Below are 21985 nucleotides of genomic sequence, written 5' to 3'. Positions count from 1 at the left end.
TCAGCGGCGGGTGCCGCGGGTGGGCAGGTTGTCGAACCGGGGCCGGTCGCCGTCGCGGAGGCGTTGCCAGGCCCGCCGGTGGAGGTCGGCGGCCGGTTCGAGCGGCACGGTCACGCCGAGCGCGGCCGTACCGTCGGGTGCGAGGTCGAGCAGGGCGGTCTTCCAGCCCTCGATCGGTGCTTGTCCGCTGCCGCGCTCCAGCCACGGGCCGGGCAGGAACAGCGACCGGCCGGCCCGGGACCGGCTGGCCTCGACGACCAGATCGGTGCCGGCCAGTTCGGTGCGGGCCGCCTTCAGCCGGGCCGGCTTCCAGCCGGTCCACTTCGCCGTGTTGCGGTCGGTCGGGTCCGGCATGGCCAGCAGCATCAGGTACACCGCCGCCGCGTCGGCGCCCAGGCCGTGCTCCCCGGCCACCTCGGCGACCAGGTCGGGCACCGACCGGGTCGGATCCTGCGGCCACCAGGTCCCGTCCGCCGCCCGCGCGTCGGCGCCCGGCTCCCCCGGGTCGCCGAGCAGGGCCGCGAACCGCGGGTCGCGGACCAGGCGCAGCGCCACCTCCATCGGGTACGGCTTGGCCGCGTCCGACCGCAGCGCGGGCAGGTACGGGTCCGTCCCGTCGGCGTCGAGCAGGTCCGGCCGCAGCGCGGGCGACGGTTGGCTGTCGTGGGTGGCCAGGACGATGGCGCCGTACCGTTCCCAGCCAGGGCCGGTCTCCGACGGGGTGCCCGCCACCTGGCGGAAGTCGGGCAGGGAGACGTACTGGTCGAGGTCGAGCAGCAGGCCGGGGTTGGCCAGCCGGTCCCGGATCACGGCCAGCGCGGCCGGCAACGAGGCCCGGCACGGGTCGCCGGCCGGCGCGTGGTGGGCGACCCAGGCCGCCAGGGCGATCGTGGAGCGCAGCACCTCACCGGTGAAGCCCGCTGCCCCGCCGTCGACCTGTCGGGCCCGATCGCCCCTGATCTCGAAGGCCAGGTCGGTGCGCAGTTCGACCGAGCGGGCCGGATCGAGCAGCGCCGGCAACGCCTTCGCCGGTCCCCAGCCGGTTCGGACCGCGCGCATTGCCTCGGCGAGCAACTGCTCGGGCACCACCACCCGCCGCCCCAGGGCGGTGTTCCAGACCGCCGCGGCGGCGGCCACGGCCGGACCGTCGGTCCACAGCCGGGCCGGGTCGTCCGGCAGCAGCGCCGAGACCACGGCCCGCCGGAGCTGCGGTCTGGCCTCGTTCAGGATCCCGAAGGCCAGCTTGACCTCGCCGGCCTGCTTGACCCCGAGCGCCCTGCGCAACTCGGTCGGCACGGTGTTCGCCGAGTCCGCGTACGGCAGGCCGGCCAGCACCAGCTTCGCGGCGGTGGGGGTGACGCCGGTCAGCTCGGCGAACCGCTCGGCCGCCTCCGACTGCCAGGGCAGCGGGCCGCGCGCGGCCGACTCGGTGAGGAAACCGGCCAGCCAGCCGGCCGGCCGTTCGTCACCGACCGGCGCCGAGGACTGCACCGTGTACGGCTCGGGCACGGCGAACGCGCCGGCCGGGTCGTGGTGCAGCGCATCAAAGCGGTAGCCGGTGGCCGTGCCGCTGGAGTTGAGGACGGCGATGAACGCCCCGTCGGGCAACGGCAGGATGCCCGGCCTGGGGTACCGGCGCGTGCCGTCGGGGTTGTTCAGGTCGTCGTCCAGCAGGTGCAGGGTCAACCGGCGCCACCGGGTCGGTTCGGCCGCCGCGCTCAGGTCGAGCCGGTCCAGCTCGGTGAGCAGGGCGCGCAGCGTCTCCCGGTGTTCGTCGGGGGTGACCGCCGTGACGGCCCGGTAGGCGACGGCCGCGACACCGCCGAGCAGGGGCCACCAGTCCAGAGCGGCCGGCAGCGACGGCCCGTCGAGGTGCAGCCGCACGGCGGGTTCACTCCCGGTGGTGGCGGACCGCTGGGCGGCGAACGCCTGGAACTGGGTGAAGGCGTGGGTCGAACCGCTCGCCCGGTGGGCCGAGCCGCGCAGACCGTCCAGCGCCAGGTTGAGCTGCTCGTCGGTGGGCCCGGTCGCGGTGGCCACCGGCGCCACCGCCTTCGGGGCGGACAACGACCTGGCGAGTCGCTCGGTCACCGTGTCCAGGTCGGTGCGCACCCGGGCGGCCAGCCGCAGCACCCCGGCCACCCCGGCCAGCACCGCGTCGTGGCTGATTGCCGGCAACGTCGAGCGGACCAGCTCGACCAGCGCGTCCTTGTCGTTCCCGCCGGTGGTGGATGGTCCGGAACCGGGAGTGCCGGCGGGTGCGCCGACCATGGACGCCGGGACGGTGACGGGAAGGCCGGTGATGGCCTGCGTGGCAGCGGTCAACCGGGACCGGGTCGCCGCCTGGGCGGCGGCCCGCGCGGCCTCTTCGGCCAGGGCGGCGCGGCGTTCGTCGAGGGCGGCCTTGAGCAGCACGACGGCGGTGTCCCGGTCCATCCGGCGCAGCGCGGTGGAGCCGGCCGGGTCCCGGGGCAGCATGTTGCCGAGGAAACTCCGCCCCGGCAGCGGGACCGCGTCGGAGGTGTAGTCCCGGCTGGACGGCGGCCCGGCTGCGGCCGACACCACCCCGTCCGGATCGACCAGGGCGAGACCCTTGAGGACGGCCCGCGGCCGGTCGTCGCCGGGCAGCACCAGCGCCGCGATCGGCTCCTGTCCCGGGGCCACGGTGACGGTACGACCGGCCAGGTCCTCACCGCGCACCGAGCCGTCCGGCAGGGTGACCACCCGCCAGCCGAGCAGGCCGTCCACCGGAGCGGCTGCCGGGGTGGCCCGGTCGGACAGGGCCGGCCGCAGCCAGCTGGCCGACTCCTGAAGGTGGCTTCCGTTGATCGGGAGGTCGGCCAGGAACCGGGGCAGGCTGCGCCGGCCGTGGGTGTTGCTGGCCGGGTCGTACTCGTGCCAGCCGTAGTTGCCGTCGTCCTCGCTGGAGCGGTAGACCCAGTGGGAGGTGCCGTCGGTGATGACCGGCAGCCCCGACGGGACAGCGGTGTCACCGACGTGCAGCACGCCGTCGCCGGTGGTCCGCCCGCCGCCGGCCAGCGGCAGGGTGATCTGGTTCCCGCGCTGCTGGCGACCGTGGCGACCGAGGATGGGCTGCGGCTCGCCGGGCGACGAGTGCCAGTAGCCGCGCAGGTCGTAGCCGAGCTCCTGGGAACGCCAGAAGACCAGCAGTTGGCCGTCGACGTAGTGGTAGCCGGGCTGGCCCCACGAGTCGTCGGCCGGGATGCGCAGGTCGTGGCGGAGCACGATGCCCTCGGCGCCGAGCACACGCACCGTGGTCGGCCCGCCCAGGATCACGTACGGCCAGGCTTCCTGCCGGGTCAACTCGACCCGGTGGTCGCCACCGGTCACCTCCTGCCAGGCCAACTCCCAGTCCGGCCAGCCCAGCTCGTCGATGATCCCGCCGCGCAGGGTGCGGGCGACGCGCTCAGCGAGGTCGACGCCGAGGGCGTGGCCGAGGTCGCCGCCCTGACCGGGGGAACCGGACCGACCGAGGTCGTCGGACACCAGGCGCAGCGCCTCGACCGGGAGCCTGCCCAGCCAGTCCACCGACTCCGGCAGATACGGCAGGCCGGTGGCGAACCGGTCACGGATCCGGGCCCGCAGCCAGTCGGTCAGCAACGGCCGGATGCCCGGCGTCCCGACCATCCGACGCAGGGCATGCTGCTGGTCGTCGAGGTGGTCGAGGCCCCGGCGCAGGGCCCCGGTGAACCGGTCGTCACCGGCCACGGCGAGCAGATCCCGCGTTCCCTCGACCTTGGCCCAATGCGCCAGGTCCAGGGAGGCGCCCTTCTCCGGCGGGGCCACCGGCAGGTTGAGGGCGAGCAGCAGGTCGAGCAGGTCCAGGTCGCCGTCGGCGGCGAGGGTCTCGCCGCTGTCGGCCAGTTCAACGCGCAGCCGGTCGGCCATCCGCTCGACGAGTGGGTACAGCTGCGACACCCGGCCGCGGTGGTGACCGGAGTCGACCCGGCCCACGAAGCGGCGCAGCCAGCCGACGGAGCCGTCCTGCGGGCGGGCCGTGTCCGGCGCGTCCGGGTCGGACAGTCCGGCGAGCGCACCGGTGTCGGTCAACAGGGCCAGCCACGTGACCAGGTTGTCCCGGTCGGTGGGCATCAGGTCGAGCAGGCTGCCGCGGATCGCCGGGTCGCGGCCGGCCAGCGCCGTCACCGCCGGCAGGTGCGCCTTCCACCAGCCGGCCGGCGCCTCAACGGCCACCGGCAGCCGGAGCAGCTCGGTCAGGTAGGCCGCCTCGCGGTCGGCGACGGCGGTGGCGCCGGCCTTGCCAGCGGCCTTGGTGGCGGCCCGGACCAGCCGGTTCACCGCGTTGGCCGACTGCGTGGACGGCACCACCCCTGCCGCCGCGGACCGCAGCGCCAGCCGGCAGAACCGTTCCAGCGCCTCGTCGGCCGGCAACTGGGCGGACAGCTCCTTCGCGTAGCCGGCCAACGCGGTCGCAGACACCACCCTGGCCGACGCGAACTCCACGTAGACCTCGTCGAGCCGGTTCAGGTCGACCGGCAGGCCGTGCTGCGCCTCCGCCTTGCGCGCCTTGTTGAACAGTTGCGTCGCGTAGGTGTCCTGCCCGGCGGCCAGGAACACCCGCGCCGCCTGCTCGAAGAACGTCGGCAGGAGGTGCGGCAGCGTGCGGACGAACCGGTCGGCCATGCTCTGGTGCCCGTCCAGGGCGGCCTTCGGCCGCGACCGCACCTGCTTGGCCAGCTTCTGCAACTCCGGCACCACCGCCAACGCGTGCCGGCCGTCCGCCGGGTGGTGGACCAGCACCCACTCCGGAAAGGCCAACGGGCGGCGCGGGCCCAGCCCGACGACGACCGGCTCGGCACCCGGCGCCAGGCCGAGGAACCCGACGGCGATGTCCTCGCCCTCGCCCAGGGCTGCGTCGACGAGGCGGACCACCACACGATCGTCGAGGGCCGGATGCCGGTAGGTGCGGGCGGTGAGGGGCACCGCCCGGCCGCCGCCCCCTGCGGTGCCGGTCGGCAGCACCGCGCCGGCGGTCAGCAGGCTCTCGGCCGAATTCTCGCCCGACATGGTCGTCATCCCGGTCACCCCTTCTTCCCCGTTCCGGTCACGGCGCCGGACAGGGCCGTCGCCATCCGCATTCCTTCCGACCAGGCCACCGGCCCGACCTCGGTCAACCGCAGCGTCGGGCCATCCACGACCGACCAGGAGAGCACGCCCAGGGTCGCCTCGGAGTCCCAGTAGTCCTCGTCGAACCACATGGCAGCCTCGACCGTGCGGCCTGCCTCCCAGACCCGGCACTTGACCTGCGAGCCGGAGACCCGGAAGCCGAGGGTGGCAGCCCGGGCGGCCAGCCGGTTGGGGACCGTGGCGCCGCGGAAGTCGGTGATCGTGGTGTCACGGTCCTTCAGGTTGGCGGGCCTGTCCCAGGTGCCCCGGTGCAGTTGCTCGACCCGCTGGATGACGTCCAGTTCGTCGGCGAACTCGGCCAGGTCGGCCAGGTCGGGCAGGCGCACCGGGTGGGGCAGCGTGGCGCTGGCCGGCGAGAACCGGACGGTTTCCCCGTCGAGGTTGACCACGCGCAGGTCACCGGTGTCGGTGACGTCCCGCAGGAAGCCCGGCTCGGCCGGATCGTCCCCGAGCACGACGAGGTCACGCAGCGCGTCCCGCCAGGCCGGGTCCGGCCAGACCCGGGCCAGCAGCCCGGTCGGCACCGGCAGCGAGGACGTCACCCAGGCGTCGACCCGGGCCAGGCATTCGGCGGCGTGCCGGTCCAGCCACTGGGCGAGCTGGCGCAGGCGGTCCACCTCGGGGTTGTCGCGCAGCCCCTTCGGCAGGGTCTTCAGTGGACGGCCGGCTGCCCGCGGGCCGGTGGACCGGGCCGCCACCTTTCCGTCCACGAGAGAGATCTCGTACGAGTCTCCCGCCGGTAGCCAGCTCATCAGGAATACCCTCCGCAGCGAAAAATTAGCCAGATTTCATAAGGAATCGGCCACGTCGACGACGCAGGGCACGCTAACAGTAGTGACCGACACGACAGGGGCCCGCCGGCCGGGCGTACCGGGGTCGGGCCGGCGGGACGACAAGGACCGGACGCGGGAGTCGCAGGTCCGGCTGGTTCGGGTGCAGCCCGGACGGTCGGGCGACGGCCTGCGGCGAGGCGAGGTGGTGACCCAGGTCACGCGAGGGAGGTCGGTGGCGGGACGGCGGCAGTTGACCGAACCGCGCCGGCCCGACCGAGGCGGTCCAGCAGGCTCAGGCGCACTCCGGCCCGGTCAAGCAACAGGCTGCGGCCGAAGTCCGCGACCAGGGCACCCAGGCCGCCCGACACGTGGGCGAGGAAGCCCGCAACAGCAAGAACCGCCTGTGAGCGCATCGCGGGGTGGAGCGATCACGACACTATTCGCCAACGCTGGTTCTGGCTGCCGTCGCACATGCCGTAGGTGACCTGCCGGCCGGGGCCGTGGGAGGTCAGGCACCCGCTCGAGTTCCCGTTGTGGAGCTGACGTTTCGCCGAGTCGTAGACCCACCCGAAGACATTTCCGCTGCTGGCCGGCGACAGCACGCCGAGCCCGTCGTAGCCGATGGTGTGCTGCTTGGACGGAGAGGATCTCACGACCATGATCTTGCCGGCGAGTTTCCACCTCTGGCCGGGAACGTTCCGCCAGGCGGTGGTCACCACCTTCGAGCCGTCGTTCGTGCCGGTGGTGCTGAGCACGGTGCCGTCGGAGCTCACGATCACCATGTTGTCGGTGCTGAACGGGCCCGAGGGCAACACCGGGGTGCCCGGATCGGCCTTGGTCGGCGCCCCGGCACCCGGATGGGCCTTGGTCGGCACCGGGGTGCCCGGATCGGCCCTGGTCGGCGTCGGACCGACCGGAAGGCTGGTAGCCACGGCGGGGCCGCCATCGGATGCGCCGGTCGTACCGGTGGCGCGGGGAACACTGGAAGGGCGGGAGGCCCCGGTGGCAGCCGGGGCGGCGGCCACGACGGCAGCTTCCGTCGGGGAGCTGCCGGCCGAAGGCTCACGGCGTTTCGCGCTGCCATCGGCGAGATAGGCCCCGGCCAGTATCACCACAAGCACGCCGATCACCCCGGCGATGACCGGTCGACGCCATCTCCGGCGCCGCGTGTCGGTCGGCGGCATGGCATAGGTCGTCAGATCCGGTAGCTTGGTCGGCGTCGCGCCGACGTGCTCGGGAGCGGGATCCCGCCCATGGGCGACGGTGGTGAGCCGGTCCGGACCGACCGATGAGGTGTCGGTCAGCACGGCGGTCAGAGCCAGTGTGGCGGCGGGTGATCCGATGGGGATGGTCGAAGCGATCCCCGCCTGGGTGAGGGTTTCCTCAAGGCCTTCGGGGAGCCAGTCCTGCCCGGCGGGTGCCGCGCTGCGGTCGATGTAGGCGGCGATGACGTCCTGCGGCGTGGGGCGCAGATGCGGCTCCTTGGCCAGGCACCGGCTGATCAGCTCCCGCAGTCCCGGATCTGTGATGCCGTCGAGAGTGGGTTCGCCCTGGGTGACGCGGTAGACGAGTTCCCCGTCGCTGCCGGCGCGGAAAGGGGCCTTCCCGGTGGCGGCGAAGGCGACGACGGAGCCGAGGGCGAAGATGTCCGTGGCAGGGGTGGATCGCTCGCCGCGCAGCTGTTCCGGTGACATGTAGGACGGGGTGCCCATCCGGACGCCGGTCTGGGTGAGGTCGAGCTCGCCGTCGGCCCGGGAGATGCCGAAGTCGATGACGCGGGGTCCGTCGGCGGCGAGCAGCACGTTGCCGGGCTTCAGGTCACGGTGGGTGATGCCGGCGGCGTGGATGGCGTTGAGGGCTTCGGCCACCCCGGCGGCGAGGCGCCACACGCCGTTCAGCGGCAGTGTTCCGTGGCGCGCGACGGCGACGGCGAGATTGGGGCCCGGCACGAAGGCGGTCGCCAGCCACGGGCGGACGGCTTCGGAGTCGTGGCTGAGCACGGGGGCGGTGAAGACGCCGCCGACCCGCCGGGCGATCGCGGCCTCACGCGCGAAGCGGGCACGGAACGAGGGATCAGTCGAGTAGGGATCCTTGACGACCTTCACCGCCATGGCCCGACCGGCCTGGGTCACTCCAAGGTAGACCCGGCCCATGCCGCCTTCGCCTATCCGGCCGAGCAGCCGGATGTCGCCCACCGTACCGGGATCGCCCGGGTCGAGGGGGAGGAACTCCAGCCCCAGATCGGGCAGGGTCGGGATGATGTCGTTCACTCGGCACCCCCTCGTCGTCGCAGCGATGCTACAGAGGTTGAAAGGCTGACGTCCGTCCGAATCATGGTGGTTCTGGGTCGAAATCCCTGCCAGGGTAGTGTCCGGCCCATGGCCACCGAGGCATTCGACATCTGGACCACCGACAACGTCGCCGACATGGCCGGAGACCGGCCCAGGCTCCCGGCGGGGTGGGCCGACCAGGCCGGGCCCGGCATCGATGTTCGGGCCTGGCCCCGCTCCCCCCGTACCGGTCAACCGATGCTGCACTGCTTCACGCTGCGGCTGCCCGAGTCGTACCGGCGGCGCGGACCCGACCTGGTGGCCGTCGCGGTGTTCCAATGTGAGGACGAGCTCTACTTCGAGGACCCGCTGCCGGAGGTCGCGGCGGTCATCGCCGGGCAGTCCGCCGATGTCGCGCAGCCCGAGCACCCGTTCTGGGCCGAACTTGCCCAGGCCCAGGCTCACCCTCAGCTCCAGATCGCCGACGACGGGGTGGCGTCGCTGCTGGCCATGGTGTGGCTGACCGAGGCGGAGTTGAACGGACCACGAGCAACTCGCCCCGCTGCGGCTCCTTCCCTCGCCGACGGCGAGGTGGACAACGCCTCGTGGAGGGCACGGCACGGCCAGTACGGTCCCCTGTGGCTGGTTCCCCGTGACGACCCCAACGCAGGCGTACCACCGGTGGGCTTCCCGTCCGACAACGACGCCTACGTCGACGTACCGAACATGTACGACGTCTTCCACGTCGAGCACCTGGGCGGCACCTGCATGTCCCCCGACGGAGTACGCGATGGCCTGTCGCCCTGGTACATCGAGGTCAGCAGACTGGGTGGCATCAGCTTCGGTGGCGACCAGGACATCGCCCTGGACCTCGACGCCAGCGCATTCCTCGGCGACTGGAGCACCGCCGTGCTGATCCCGGGCAGCGGTGCCCCAGAGCCGACGCCGCAGGGTTGACCTGGCGGCCCCTAGATCATTCTGTCGGGAGTTCCTAGAGCGCGACCAGCACCGCGGCAAGGACGAGCAGGCAGCAGACGGTCTCGATCAGCCCTACCCGCACCGGCGGCAGCCGCCGCGCCGGCAGGATCACGGCCCGGGCCAGGAGCAGCACGAAGACCGGTGCGAGCAGCACGTCGAGCCAGGCCGCCACGATCAGGGCGACCACGTGGAACCCGATGGAGAGGCGGAGATAGCCGGCATCCCCACGTTCCCGGATCATGGTCTTGACGTACAGGACGGTGCCGACCAGGTACAGCATCACGGCCAGGAACGCGGGGACGACCTCGGCGAGCGGCACCCCGGACAGGGTGGCGAGCACGAGGACCAGCAGACAGCTCTGCGCCACGGAGGCGAGGTCGTTGAGCAGGGCGCGCTCCCGCCGTCGCCAGGCGTAGCCGGCGTTGACCGTCAGCAGCACGGCGTAGACGGGGGCGTACCAGAGCACCGTCGGCCGAGCGAACAGCACGATCAGCGCGAGCGGCGTCGTCACCAGGCCGTAGGCCAGCAACTGGTCGGCGAAGCGGCGCGGTCGACGGCTCTTGATCGCCTGGAAGGCGTAGTAGGAAAGTAGGTAGCCGGCCAGCCAGGCGCCGAGCAGCGGCACCTGCGGCCAGTGCGGGCCGACCAGCACGACACCGACGGCGTACGGCAGCAGAAGCATTGCCCAGGCACCGTGCTGCGGCGGCAGGAAGCGGCGGATCCGGCGACGGTTGGTCACCGGTCTCTCCGGAGCTGCGGCAGGGCCAGCCGCACCACGCAGGCGTCGGGGGCGCCGAAAGGCTCGAGCACGGCGCCGGCCGGTGGGGCGCCGGCGTGTTCGAGCGTGCCGCGGACGACGCCGACGTGCAGCGCGCAGATCGCGTCGGGGTTGCGCTTCACCAGTTCCAGGAAGGGGCAGGTGTGCAGGTGGATCTCGGTCGTCCCGTCGGCCGTCTCGTGCAGGCGGGGGCTGAAGCCCAGCCCGCGCAGGACGTCGAGCAGGGTGTCGACCGGGTCGCCGCCGGGGGCGGTGGCGGCGGCGAGGTGGCGCCCCCAGTCGTGGCCGGCGCGGGTGGCCTCGGCCCGGACGTCGCTGCGACCGCGGCGGGACAGGTAGTCGAGCAGGGCGGCGGTGAGCGTCCGGTACGGCGCGGGCGCCGGGGCCTCGGCGATGGCCACCCGGTAGCGCCACGCCGGCCGCCCGGGCTGGCCGCCGCTGGCCCGCGCCTTGACCAGCAGCCCGGCGTCGACCAGCCGGTCGAGGTGGGCGCGGGCCGTGGAGGGGTGCAGGCCGGTCCGCTCCCCCACCTCGGCGATCGTCATGCCGGTGTCGGCGGCGCGCACCATCTCCAGGATCGAGGCCCGGCTGGGGGTGCCGAGGGCCCGGTGTCGGTGGGGGTCGATCGTCTCGCCGGTCGGCCCCGTTCTCGGGGTTTCCACGTTGAATAACGTTACAACGCCGTTCAGCCCGAAAACCCTGGAGGGTTCCGTGTCCGCCTCGTGCTCCACGGGGGTCACGGTCTGAAGCAGTCTGTTCGGCGCCGGACGGTCGGGGCAGGGCCCGCCGTCCCGGCGGGCCGGGCCGTTCGGCCCTACCGTCGACGCCGACGCCGTACGCACGATGACATCCGTCAGGGGGTGAACGCTCGTGTGCAACTACTGCGGCTGCCGGGAGTTTCCGCTGGTCGGCCAGCTCTCCGCCGAGCACGAGGCGATCGCGAACGCCGCGGGTCGGCTCCGCGTCGCGGTCCGGGCCGGCGGTGACGACGCCCTGCCGGCGCTGGACGCGCTGGTCGCCCTCCTGCTGCCGCACACCACCACCGAGGAGGACGGTCTCTTCGCGGAGCTGCGGGCCGAGGGCAGCCTGGCCGAGGCCGTGGCGAAGCTCTGCGCCGAGCACGACGACATCCACGGCGTACTCGGCGGCGTCGACCGGGCCACGCCGGACTGGCCGGCGGTGCTGGCCGCTCTCGACCGGCTGCACCGGCACATCGACAACGAGGAGCACGGGCTCTTCCCGGCCGCGGTGATCACGCTGCCGATCTCGGCCTGGGACCGGATCACCCCGACGGCCGACCCGGCCCGCTAGGCCCTCCGCCGGCTCAGGACACCACCTCCGGGTACGGGAAGGAGCCGGGCAGGTAGCCGGCAGCCGGGCTCCTCGGCGTAGACGTCGCCCGTGGTGGCGTACGCCCGGGCCCGGGTTCCGCCGCAGACGGCCCGGAGCTCGCAGACGCCCAATGACCGCCCAACCGGGACCGAGGTCTCGCGACCGTTCCACGGCGGCGACCGGACACAGCGCCGGATGATCTCGGGACCTTCGGCCTGGTTGCGCGAAGTAACGCGTCGGCACGATGACCGGGACGCCCCGCTCGCGAGTTGCGCTCCGGCGCGGTTGCGGGGAACGGGGGGCGTCACGGCTGTCTAGCGGAGGAATGAGGCGTATGTCGCGAGCGACCGAGGGTGCGGGGCGGGCGCTGTTGGCCGTGGGGGGCCTGGTGCGCCGGGCCGAGGTCTCCGCCGACGGCCGGACGCTGCACCAGATCGGCGGCCGGGAGGCGGATGCCTTCTACCGGGACCGCTGGTCCTACGACAAGGTGGTCCGCTCCACGCACGGGGTGAACTGCACCGGCTCGTGCTCCTGGAAGGTGTACGTCAAGGACGGCATCATCACCTGGGAGCAGCAGCAGACCGACTACCCGAGCGTCGGACCGGACCGGCCGGAGTACGAGCCGCGCGGCTGCCCCCGCGGGGCCGCCTTCTCCTGGTACACCTACTCACCCACCCGGGTGCGCTACCCGTACGCCCGGGGCGTGCTGTTGGAGATGTACCGGGAGGCCAGGAGTCGCCTCGGTGACCCGGTGGCCGCCTGGGCGGAGATCCAGGCCGACCCGGAGCGCCGCCGCCGGTACCAGCGGGCGCGCGGCAAGGGCGGCCTGGTGCGGATCTCCTGGGACGAGGCCCAGGAGATGATCGCCGCCGCGCACGTGCACGCGATCGCCGAGTACGGCCCGGACCGGGTCGCCGGCTTCTCGCCGATCCCGGCGATGTCGATGGTGTCGCACGCCGTGGGCGCCCGTTTCATGTCGCTGCTCGGCGGCTCGATGCTGTCGTTCTACGACTGGTACGCCGACCTGCCGGTGGCTTCCCCGCAGGTCTTCGGGGACCAGACCGACGTGCCCGAGTCCGGGGACTGGTGGGACGCCTCCTACCTCGTCATGTGGGGCTCCAACGTCCCGGTGACCCGCACCCCCGACGCGCACTGGATGGCCGAGGCCCGCTACCGGGGCCAGAAGGTCGTGGTGGTCAGCCCGGACTTCGCCGACAACGTGAAGTTCGCCGACGAGTGGATACCCGCCCAGCCGGGCACCGACGGGGCCCTGGCGATGGCGATGGGACACGTCATCCTCAAGGAGTTCTTCGTCGAACGGCGCACCCCCAGGTTCGTCGACTACGTACGCCGCTTCACCGACCTGCCGTTCCTGGTGACCCTGGAGGCGGGCGCCGACGGGGCGTACCGGCCGGGCAAGTTCCTCACCGCCGAGGACCTGGGCGGGACCGGGAAGGAGGCGGCCTTCAAGACGGTGCTCTGGGACTCCGCCACCGACGCGCCCGCCGTGCCCCGGGGCAGCCTCGGCCATCGCTGGGGCGAGAAGCAGGGCGAGTGGAACCTGGACCTGGGCGACCTGGAGCCGGCGCTGACCTGCCTCGGGACGGGCGACGCGGTGGAGGTGGAGCTGCCCCGGTTCGACACCGACACCCCGCAGGTGCTGCGTCGCGGCGTGCCGACCCGGACGGTTGAGGGTCAGCTGGTGACGAGCGTCTTCGACCTGCTGCTGGCCCAGTACGGGGTGGGCCGCGACGGCCTGCCCGGCCAGTGGCCGGCCGGGTACGACGACGGCGAGGTGCCGTACACGCCGGCGTGGCAGGAGCCGATCACCGGGGTGCCTGCGGCGCAGGTGGCCCGGGTGGCGCGGGAGTTCGCCGACAACGCGGAACGCTCCGGCGGCCGGTCGATGATCCTGCTCGGCGCCGGCACCAACCACTGGTTCCACTCCGACGCCACCTACCGGGCGATTCTGGCGCTGGTGACCCTGACCGGCTGCCAGGGCGTCAACGGCGGCGGCTGGGCGCACTACGTCGGGCAGGAGAAGTGCCGCCCGGCGACCGGGTGGACGCAGCTCGCGTCCGGCCTGGACTGGGTGCGCCCGCCACGGCAGATGATCGGCACCGCCTTCTGGTACGTGCACACCGGCCAGTGGCGCTACGACACGTACTCCGCCGACGTGGTCTCCTCCCCCACCGGCACCGGCGCGTTCGCCGGCAAGCACACCATGGACCTGCTGGCGCAGTCGGCGCGCGCCGGTTGGATGCCGTCGATGCCGACCTTCGACCGCAGCCCACTCGACCTGGCCGACGAGGCCCTCGCGGCCCGGCCGGACGACCCGGCGGGCTGGGTGGCGGAGCGGCTCGGTCAGGGAGACGTGAAGTTCGCCTGCACCGACCCGGACGCGCCGGAGAACTGGCCGCGGGTGCTGACGGTGTGGCGGGCCAACCTGCTCGGCTCGTCGGCGAAGGGCAACGAGTACTTCCTGCGCCACCTGCTCGGCACCGACGCGAACCTGCGCGCCGAGGAGGCGCCGGAGGAGCTGCGGCCGAAGGACGTGACCTGGCGGGAGGAGGCGCCGGAGGGCAAGCTCGACCTGCTGCTGTCGTTGGACTTCCGGATGACCTCCACGACGCTCTTCTCCGACATCGTGCTGCCGGCCGCCACCTGGTACGAGAAGCACGACCTGAGCAGCACGGACATGCACCCGTTCGTGCACGCCTTCACCCCGGCGATCAACCCGCCGTGGCAGACCCGGACGGACTTCGACGCCTTCCACGGCATCGCGAAGGCGTTCTCGTCGATGGCGGCCACCCGCCTGGGCGTACGCAAGGATCTGGTCGCGGCGCCGCTGCTGCACGACACCCCGGACGCCATGGCGACCCCGCACGGCCGGGTCCGCGACTGGGCGGCCACCGGCGAGACCCCGGTGCCGGGCCGGACCATGTCGAAGCTCATCGTGGTCGAGCGGGACTACGGCGCGATCGCCGACAAGATGGCCGCGCTCGGGCCACTGATGGACACCCTCGGCACCACCGTGAAGGGCTTCTCGGTCGACGTCCGCCCAGAGGTGGAGTACCTGCGCCGCAAGAACGGCGAGGTGCACGGCGGCGTTGCCGACGGGCGGCCGTCGCTGGCGAAGGACGTGCACGCCTGCGAGGCGATCCTGGCGCTGTCCGGCACCACCAACGGCCGGGTGGCCACCGTCGGCTTCGAGGACCTGGAGAAGCGCACCGGGGTACGCCTGGCCGACCTGGCCGCCGAGCACGAGGGCAAGAAGATCACCTTCGCCGACACCCAGGCCCGCCCGGTGCCGGTGATCACCAGCCCGGAGTGGTCGGGCAGCGAGCACGGCGGCCGGCGCTACTCCCCGTTCACCATCAACACCGAGCGGCTCAAGCCCTGGCACACGCTCACCGGCCGGCAGCACTTCTTCCTCGACCACGACTGGATGCACGAGGCCGGCGAGGGGCTGCCGATCTTCCGGCCGCCGCTGGACATGCACAAGCTCTTCGGCGAGCCGAGACTCGGCCGCAACGGGGAGCTGGAGATCACCGTCCGGTACCTCACCCCGCACTCGAAGTGGTCCATCCACTCCGAGTACCAGGACAACCTGATCATGCTGACCCTCTCCCGGGGCGGCCCGACGATGTGGATGAGCGAGGCGGACGCGGAGAAGATCGGCGTACGGGACAACGAATGGATCGAGGCGGTCAACCGTAACGGCGTCGTGGTCTGCCGGGCCGTGGTGAGCCACAAGATGCCCGAGGGCACGGTCTACATGTACCACGCCCAGGAGCGGGTGATCGACGTGCCGAAGTCGGAGACCAACGGCCGCCGCGGCGGCATCCACAACTCGCTGACCCGGCTGCTGGTCAAGCCCACCCACCTGATCGGCGGGTACGCGCAGCTGTCGTTCGCCTTCAACTACCTCGGCCCCACCGGCAACCAACGCGACGAGGTCACCGTGATCCGCCGCCGCTCCCAGGAGGTGCAGTACTGATGCGGGTGATGGCGCAGATGGCGATGGTGATGAACCTCGACAAGTGCATCGGGTGTCACACCTGCTCGGTGACCTGCAAGCAGGCGTGGACCAACCGGTCGGGGGTCGAGTACGTCTGGTTCAACAACGTGGAGACCCGCCCCGGGCAGGGCTACCCACGCACGTACGAGGACCAGGAGCGCTGGCAGGGCGGCTGGGTGCGGACCCGCTCCGGCAAGCTCAAGCCGCGCTCCGGCGGTCGGGTGAAGAAGATGTTCAGCATCTTCGCCAACCCGAAGCTGCCGTCCATGCGGGACTACTACGAGCCGTGGACGTACGACTACGAGCACCTGATCAACGCGCCGGCCGGGGAGGACACTCCGGTGGCCCGCCCGAAGTCGCTGCTCACCGGCGAGGACACGAAGATCACCTGGAGCGCCAACTGGGACGACTCGCTCGCCGGCGGCAACGAGATCGCCGCCGGCGACCCGGTGCTGGCGAAGATCTCCGGCCAGGTGAAGCAGGAGTTCGAGAACACCTTCATGTTCTTCCTGCCGCGGATCTGCGAGCACTGCCTCAACCCGTCCTGTGCGGCCTCCTGCCCGTCCGGGGCGATCTACAAGCGGGCCGAGGACGGCATCGTCCTGGTCGACCAGGACCGCTGCCGGGGCTGGCGGATGTGCGTCACCGGCTGCCCGTACAAGAAGATCTACTTCAACCACCGCACCGGCAAGGCCGAGAAGTGCACCTTCTGCTTCCCGCGCATCGAGATCGGCCAGCCGACCATCTGCTCCGAGACCTGCGTGGGGCGGCTGCGCTACCTCGGGCTGATGCTCTACGACGTCGACCGGGTCGCCGAGGCCGCCGCCATCGAGAACGAGCACGACCTGTACGACGCGCAGCGCTCGGTCTTCCTCGACCCGCACGACCCGCAGGTGGTCGCGGCCGCCCGGGAGGCGGGCATCGCGGACGACTGGATCGAGGCGGCGCAACGCTCCCCGGTCTGGGACCTGATCATGCGGTACGAGGTGGCGCTGCCGTTGCACCCGGAGTACCGGACCATGCCGATGGTCTGGTACATCCCGCCGCTGTCGCCGGTGGCCGACGTGCTGCGGGACACCGGCCACGACGCGGAGGAGGCCGGCAACCTGTTCGGCGCCATCGACGCGCTGCGCATCCCGGTGGAGTACCTCGCCGAGCTCTTCACCGCCGGCGACCCGGAACCGGTGCGCGGGGTGCTGAACCGGCTCGCCGCCATGCGCGCGTACCAGCGCCGGATCAACCTGGGTGAGGCGCCCGACGAGTCGATCGCCGCCGCGGTCGGCATGACCGGCGCCGAGGTGGACGAGATGTACCGGCTGCTCGCCATCGCCAAGTACGAGCAGCGCTACGTCATCCCCGCCGCGCACGCCGAGGACGCCCACCGGCTGGAGAAGATCGCCACCGAGTGCAGCCTGGACTACGAGGGCGGCCCCGGGATGGGCGGCGGCGGACCGTACGGGCAGGGCCCCTTCGGGGAGTCGTCCGGCACGCCGGTGCCGGTGCAGGTGGAGACCTTCCACATGCTCCGCGACCGGCAGACCGCCGAGGGCTTCACCGACCCGGGCGACGAACCGCGCCGGGTCAACCTGCTCAACTGGGACGGCAAGGGCAGCCCGAAGGGCCTCTTCCCGCCTCGTCGCCCCGAATCCGGACACGTCGACGGAGGTAACCCGTGAGCCAGCCGACCTGGCGGGCGGTGGCCGCCCGCGCGGCGTCCCTGCTGCTGCGCTACCCCGACGATGAGGTGCTCGCGGCGCTGCCCACCGTGCGCGCCGCGCTCGACGGCCTGCCGGCCCAGGTGGCCGCGCCGCTGCGCGAGGTGGTGACCCACCGGGAGGCGACCGAGCCCGTCGAGCTGCGGTCCGCCTACGTGCAGCTGTTCGACTTCCGGCGCCGCTGCTGTCTGCACCTGACCTACTACACCTGCGGTGACACCCGCCGCCGCGGGGAGGCGCTGGTCGGGTTCTCCACGGCGTACAAGCAGGCCGGGCTGACCGTCGTCGACGGCGAGCTGCCCGACTTCCTGCCCGCGGTGCTCGACCTGGCCGCCGTCGACGACGGCGGGTGGCGGTTGCTGCGGGAGAACCGGGTCGGCCTCGACCTGCTGGTCGCGGCGCTGGGGCGGGAGAAGTCGGTCTACCGGCAGGCGGTGGCCGCGGTCTGCGAAATGCTGCCGCCCGCCCAGCCCGGCGACCTCGCCGCGGCGGCCCGCCTGGCCCGCACCGGCCCGCCGGTGGAGCAGGTCGGCCTGGAACCGTTCGGGCTCGTCGACACGACAGGAGGCCGTCGGTGAGCGCGGGGAACGCGGCACGGCGGAGCACGGCAGTCGCAAACGAAGGGTGGCACCGATGAACATGCTGCTGTGGGCGGTGTACCCGTACCTGGCCATGGCGGTCCTGGTCGGGGGTCTGATCTGGCGCCACCGGTACGACAAGTTCGGCTGGACCACCCGCTCGTCCCAGCTCTACGAGAGCGCCATCCTGCGGTGGGGCAGCCCGCTGTTCCACTTCGGGGTGCTGATGGTGCTGGTCGGTCACATCGGCGGTCTGCTGGTGCCGAAGGCGTGGACCGAGGCGGTGGGCATCACGGAGCACATGTACCACCTGATGGCCGTGTTCATCGGCACCGTGGCGGGCCTGTGCACCCTGATCGGGCTGAGCATCCTGATCGTCCGGCGCCGGCGGACCGGGCCGGTCTTCGCCGCCACCACCCGCAACGACAAGGCCATGTACGTGGTGCTCGCCGGGGTGATCGTGCTGGGGCTGCTGGCCACCGTGCGGGCCAACGTGGCCGGGGGCGGCTACGACTACCGGGAGACGGTCTCCCCGTGGTTCCGGTCGCTGTTCTACCTCAGCCCCGACCCGGAGATCATGGCCCACGTCCCGGTGGGCTTCCAGATCCACATCCTGGCGGCCTTCGCCCTCTTCGCGTTCTGGCCGTTCACCCGGCTCGTCCACGCCTTCAGCGCACCGGTCGGCTACGCCACCCGCCCGTACGTGGTGTACCGAAGCCGGGACGACCGGCCCGGGCTGCGGCCGACCCGGCCCGGCTGGGAGGGCCCGCCGAAGCCACCCGTCCCCCGCGGCGGCCGGCCTCGCTCGCGCCGGTGAACACCGTACGGGTCCGGTACCTCGGCGGCACCCGGGCCGCCGCCGGAGGGCCATCCGGCCACCCCCTGGCCGAGCTGCTCGAACGACACTGACCAAGGAGAGGAACCGATGACCCCGGATCTCCGGCTGGACGAGTGGCTCGCTCGGGCCGCGGCGACACTTGACCTCGACGCGCCGTCGACCGAGGACACCCGCGCCGTGCTGGACATCGTCCGAGAGGTGGCACACGGGGTGCAGCGGCCGGCGGCGCCGCTGGCCGCGTACCTCATCGGGGTGGCCGTCGGCCGCGGCGCCGACCCCACCGCCGCCCGCCTCGCGGTCGCCGCGCTGGTTCCGCGGGACGCACCGGCCGGGGAGGCGCGGTGACGATCGCACCTGACCGCCCTCGCCACGACCGTCCCGCGCGACCGGCCGCGCAGTGGGCGGCGGCCCGGATGCTGGCGCACACGCTGCCGGCTGCTCTGCCGCAGGAGTCGGTGCCGCTCGCGGCGGCGACCGGACGTACCCTGGCGGCTCCGCTACGGGCGGCGGTTCCGCTGCCCGGCTTCGACAACTCCGCCATGGACGGCTACGCGGTTCGCGGTGACGGCCCGTGGCGGGTCGTCGATCGTGTTCTCGCCGGGCGTACCCACGCCGTGGCATCCCTGGTCGCGCACACCGCCGTCGAGGTCGCCACCGGCGCTCCGGTGCCGGACGGCGCGGACCGCGTCGTGCCCTACGAGGCCGCCGACCGGACCGGTGACGTGGTGCGCGCGACCCCGGGCGACCGCCGGCACATCCGCCGCGCCGGTGAGTACGCCCAGCCGGGGCAGGAACTCGCACCGGCCGGCTCGCGGGTCACCCCGACGACGGTGGGGCTGGCCGCCAGCGTGGGACTCGACGTGCTCACTGTCCACGCCCGGCCCCGGGTGCGGCTGGTGGTCAGCGGCGACGAGCTGGTTCACACCGGTCTACCCCGGTGGGGCAGGGTCCGGGACGCCATCGGACCGATGCTCGGCCCGCTCGTGCCGGCCTGGGGAGCGGTTCTGCTGGACTCCCGGATGGTCGGCGATCACCCCGACTGGTTCGCCGAGGCGATCGCGGACAGCACGGCCGACGCCGACGTGACGATCGTCTGTGGGGCGTCGTCGGTGGGCCCCGCGGACGGACTGCACTCCTCGCTGCGACGCCTCCGCGCCGTGGTGCACGTCGACGGCGTGGCGTGTCGCCCGGGACATCCTCAGGTCCTGGCGCAGGTCGGGCCGAGATGGATCGTCGGGCTGCCGGGTAATCCCTACGCCGCGCTGGTCGCCGCGCTCACCCTGGTCGACCCGGTGCTCGCGGCTCTCGCCGGTCGGTCGCTGGCCGAGCTCGACGCGGCGGTGCTGGCCGGTCCACTGCGTCCGGACGACCGGAACACCCGCATCGTGCCCGTACGACGCCGGGACGGACAGCTGCGGCTCGTCGAGGGCGCCCAGCCCGGTTACCTGGGTGCCGCCGCAACCGCCGACGCCTTCGCCGTCGTGCCCCCCGGGTGGCAGCCCGGTGACGGCGTGGGCCTGCTCACCCTGCCATGACCCCCGCCCGGGCCGGCAGCACCTGGCCGGCCGACATCGTGCCGATGCGGGACTTCCGGCCCTCCCCGGGCCAGATCGGCGGGTCGAGGCTCATACCGGTAGAGCGGAATCCGCAACTCCCTCAGGCCGACCCGGCCTCGGCACCACGATCCGACGGAGAGCAGCGATGACCATCGCCCGTGACAGCCAGGCCGTGGACACCACCCCCGCACCGGGCGACGCCTCCGGCAGCGCCCGGAGCGTGTCGACGCCCGACAGATCCGGGGCCACCTTCCAGCTCGCCCTGGCGACTCTCGGCTTCCTGGTCAACTTCTGGGCGTGGGCGCTGCTGGGTCCGCTCGGCCCGGGTATCAAGGAACGCCTCGACCTCAGCTTCGCCGCGCAGTCCCTGCTGGTGGCCGTACCGGTGGTGGTCGGGTCGCTGGGCCGCATCCCCGTCGGCGCCCTCACCGACCGGTACGGAGCGCGGGTGGTGTTCCCACTGGTCACGCTAGCGACGATCGTGCCCGTGCTGACCCTGAGCGTGGTCTCCTCCTACGCCGCGCTGATCGTGACCGGGTTCTTCCTCGGCGTCGGCGGCACTGCCTTCGCCGTCGGCGTGCCCCTGGTCTCCGGCTGGTACCCGCCCAAGCGGCGCGGCTTCGCCATCGGCGTGTTCGGCATCGGCATGGGCGGCACCGCGATCGCGAACTTCACCACCGTCCGGCTCGCCGACGCCTACGGGGAACGGATGCCGTTCCTGCTCGTCGCCGCGATCCTGGCCGGGTACGCGGTCTTGTCGTTCCTGCTGCTGCGCGAGGCCCCCGACCGGGCCCGGCCCGCGGGGTCGGCCTGGCGGCGACTCTCCACGGTCGGCCGGCTGACCGTCACCTGGCAACTGTGCTTCCTGTACGCCGTCGGGTTCGGCGGGTTCGTGGCCTTCAGCGTGTACCTTCCCGCCTACCTGCGCACCGCGTACGGCCTCAGCGCCGGGGACGGCGCGTTGCGCACCGCCGGGTTCGTGGTCCTCGCCGTCCTCGCCCGCCCGGTGGGCGGCTGGCTCTCCGACCGGCTGCACCCGGTGCCGGTGCTGGTGTGGTGCTTCGGCGGGGTGGCCGCCTTCGCGGTGGTGCAGGCCTTCAGGCCCGCCCTGATGCCCGTCGCGACCGTCGCACTGCTCGGGATGGCAGTGCTGCTGGGCGCGGCCAGCGGCGCGGTGTTCGCCCTCGTCGGCAAGGTCGCCCCCGCCGACCAGGTAGGTGCGGTCACCGGCCTGGTCGGTGCCGCCGGCGGCCTCGGCGGCTTCGTCCCACCGCTGGTGATGGGTTGGGTGTACGGGTCGCAGGGCTCGTACGCCATCGGCCTGATGCTGCTCTCCGATGTCGCGCTGGCCGCCGCGGTCTTCACCGCGGTGAAGATGGGCGGCCTCGCCAGGCGCGCCGCCTGACCGTCCGGCGAAAGACGCTGTGGCGCCCGTGTCTTCCGGTGAAGATGGGCGGCTGCCGACCCCGCCGGGATGCGGTCCGGTGAGCATGGTGAACCGCCAGCCGTCGGCGTCGACCGGGCGACGGACCAAACTGACGGTGACCTGGTTCCGGTTCCGCCAGACTATCGATGGCGTTGGTGGAACGATAGAAGACGTGGGAACTGCGAAAGTTGTAACGCCTGCCATCTCGCCGCTTGCTGGCGAGCCGATGAAGCGTGCCGATGCCCAGCGGCTCGCGGGAGTGCTGAAGGCATTCGCCGACCCCGCCCGGCTGCGACTGCTCAGTCTGATCCAGTCCGCTCCGGAGGGCGAGGCGTCGGTGAGTGACCTCACCGCGCCGCTTGGCCTCTCCCAGCCGACCGTGAGCCACCACCTTCGGATCCTCACCGAGGCTGGCCTGCTCGAGCGCGAGAAGCGTGGCGTCTGGGCGTACTACCGCCTGGTGCCGTCCGCGATCGCGGCGGTGGCCGACCTGTTGACGCCGCCCCGCAAGCGGGCGACGAAGAAGGCCCGCTGAGCGGGGGACTGAGCAT

General features: G+C 72.7%; 15 protein-coding genes and 1 pseudogene. 10 read left to right on the top strand and 6 right to left on the bottom strand.

Features of this window, described 5'->3' with window-relative positions:
• The 3 genes from OG559_RS23175 to OG559_RS23165 all read right to left on the bottom strand — a co-directional run bounded on the left by OG559_RS23175 (position 1) and on the right by OG559_RS23165 (position 8479).
• Complete coding sequence (locus OG559_RS23175; RefSeq protein WP_405106863.1) at positions 1–5058, bottom strand: hypothetical protein; 5058 nt, start codon at positions 5056–5058, stop codon at positions 1–3.
• 5 nt (positions 5059–5063) lie between these two features.
• A complete protein-coding gene (locus tag OG559_RS23170) occupies positions 5064–5921 on the bottom strand; it encodes a DUF4132 domain-containing protein (RefSeq protein WP_405106860.1) in 858 nt (285 codons plus the stop codon).
• Between the two features lie 449 nt (positions 5922–6370).
• Complete coding sequence (locus OG559_RS23165; RefSeq protein ID WP_405106858.1) at positions 6371–8479, bottom strand: protein kinase domain-containing protein; 2109 nt, start codon at positions 8477–8479, stop codon at positions 6371–6373.
• On the opposite strand from OG559_RS23165, the gene OG559_RS23160 reads away from it, so the two are divergent.
• Positions 8471–9169 (top strand): hypothetical protein, encoded by a 699-nt coding sequence (locus OG559_RS23160; RefSeq protein ID WP_405106856.1) that lies wholly within the window; start codon positions 8471–8473, stop codon positions 9167–9169. The genes OG559_RS23165 and OG559_RS23160 overlap by 9 nt on opposite strands.
• Positions 9170–9203: 34 nt before the next feature.
• On the opposite strand, the gene OG559_RS23155 is transcribed toward OG559_RS23160, so the two are convergent.
• Both OG559_RS23155 and OG559_RS23150 read right to left on the bottom strand, forming a co-directional pair.
• Positions 9204–9971: a YwiC-like family protein gene (locus tag OG559_RS23155; RefSeq protein WP_405116903.1), complete on the bottom strand. Its 768-nt coding sequence runs from the start codon at positions 9969–9971 to the stop codon at positions 9204–9206.
• A complete protein-coding gene (locus OG559_RS23150) occupies positions 9926–10630 on the bottom strand; it encodes a helix-turn-helix transcriptional regulator (protein ID WP_405106854.1) in 705 nt (234 codons plus the stop codon). The genes OG559_RS23155 and OG559_RS23150 overlap by 46 nt, the downstream gene beginning before the upstream one ends.
• Before the next feature lie 208 nt (positions 10631–10838).
• Between OG559_RS23150 and OG559_RS23145 the strand changes: the two genes are divergently transcribed.
• Positions 10839–11279: a hemerythrin domain-containing protein gene (locus tag OG559_RS23145; protein WP_405106852.1), complete on the top strand. Its 441-nt coding sequence runs from the start codon at positions 10839–10841 to the stop codon at positions 11277–11279.
• Between the two features lie 13 nt (positions 11280–11292).
• Here the strand turns inward: OG559_RS23145 and OG559_RS23140 are convergent.
• Positions 11293–11451 (bottom strand): annotated as a pseudogene (locus OG559_RS23140) (radical SAM/SPASM domain-containing protein); the annotation flags it as partial.
• Between the two features lie 183 nt (positions 11452–11634).
• Here OG559_RS23140 and OG559_RS23135 point away from each other — a divergent pair.
• The 8 genes from OG559_RS23135 (at position 11635) to OG559_RS23100 (ending at position 21969) form a co-directional block, all read left to right on the top strand.
• A complete protein-coding gene (locus OG559_RS23135; RefSeq protein WP_405106850.1) occupies positions 11635–15300 on the top strand; it encodes a nitrate reductase subunit alpha in 3666 nt (1221 codons plus the stop codon).
• A complete protein-coding gene (gene narH / locus OG559_RS23130) occupies positions 15300–16997 on the top strand; it encodes a nitrate reductase subunit beta (RefSeq protein WP_405106848.1) in 1698 nt (565 codons plus the stop codon). Before OG559_RS23135 ends, narH begins: the two co-directional genes overlap by 1 nt.
• On the top strand, positions 16994–17614 hold the full coding sequence (narJ, locus tag OG559_RS23125) for a nitrate reductase molybdenum cofactor assembly chaperone (protein WP_405106846.1): 621 nt from the start codon (positions 16994–16996) through the stop codon (positions 17612–17614). Before narH ends, narJ begins: the two co-directional genes overlap by 4 nt.
• 55 nt (positions 17615–17669) lie before the next feature.
• On the top strand, positions 17670–18431 hold the full coding sequence (narI, locus tag OG559_RS23120) for a respiratory nitrate reductase subunit gamma (protein WP_405106844.1): 762 nt from the start codon (positions 17670–17672) through the stop codon (positions 18429–18431).
• A gap of 108 nt (positions 18432–18539) precedes the next feature.
• Positions 18540–18797: a DUF6457 domain-containing protein gene (locus tag OG559_RS23115; protein WP_405106842.1), complete on the top strand. Its 258-nt coding sequence runs from the start codon at positions 18540–18542 to the stop codon at positions 18795–18797.
• Positions 18794–19987, top strand: coding sequence for a molybdopterin molybdotransferase MoeA (locus tag OG559_RS23110; RefSeq protein ID WP_405106840.1), 1194 nt, complete (start codon positions 18794–18796; stop codon positions 19985–19987). Before OG559_RS23115 ends, OG559_RS23110 begins: the two co-directional genes overlap by 4 nt.
• 166 nt (positions 19988–20153) lie before the next feature.
• Positions 20154–21413 carry a nitrate/nitrite transporter gene (locus OG559_RS23105; RefSeq protein WP_405106838.1) on the top strand — a complete coding sequence of 420 codons (1260 nt, stop codon included), beginning with the start codon at positions 20154–20156 and terminating at the stop codon, positions 21411–21413.
• A gap of 193 nt (positions 21414–21606) precedes the next feature.
• Positions 21607–21969: an ArsR/SmtB family transcription factor gene (locus tag OG559_RS23100; RefSeq protein WP_405116900.1), complete on the top strand. Its 363-nt coding sequence runs from the start codon at positions 21607–21609 to the stop codon at positions 21967–21969.
• Positions 21970–21985 lie beyond the last annotated feature (16 nt).

Source organism: Micromonospora sp. NBC_01405, assembly GCF_045040155.1.
Classification (GTDB): domain Bacteria; phylum Actinomycetota; class Actinomycetes; order Mycobacteriales; family Micromonosporaceae; genus Micromonospora.
The sequence above is the reverse complement of the archived record's forward strand: the minus strand, read 5'-3'. Positions and strand labels throughout refer to the sequence as shown.

Excerpts from the sequence above, each read along its gene's own strand:
- OG559_RS23160 (WP_405106856.1), top strand. The coding sequence starts at position 8,471 with ATGCTGCACTGCTTCACGCTGCGGCTGCCCGAGTCGTACCGGCGGCGC.
- OG559_RS23170 (WP_405106860.1), bottom strand. The coding sequence starts at position 5,921 with ATGAGCTGGCTACCGGCGGGAGACTCGTACGAGATCTCTCTCGTGGAC.
- narH (WP_405106848.1), top strand. The coding sequence starts at position 15,300 with ATGCGGGTGATGGCGCAGATGGCGATGGTGATGAACCTCGACAAGTGC.
- OG559_RS23175 (WP_405106863.1), bottom strand. The coding sequence starts at position 5,058 with ATGACGACCATGTCGGGCGAGAATTCGGCCGAGAGCCTGCTGACCGCC.
- OG559_RS23115 (WP_405106842.1), top strand. The coding sequence starts at position 18,540 with ATGACCCCGGATCTCCGGCTGGACGAGTGGCTCGCTCGGGCCGCGGCG.
- narI (WP_405106844.1), top strand. The coding sequence starts at position 17,670 with ATGAACATGCTGCTGTGGGCGGTGTACCCGTACCTGGCCATGGCGGTC.
- OG559_RS23135 (WP_405106850.1), top strand. The coding sequence starts at position 11,635 with ATGTCGCGAGCGACCGAGGGTGCGGGGCGGGCGCTGTTGGCCGTGGGG.
- OG559_RS23105 (WP_405106838.1), top strand. The coding sequence starts at position 20,154 with ATGACCATCGCCCGTGACAGCCAGGCCGTGGACACCACCCCCGCACCG.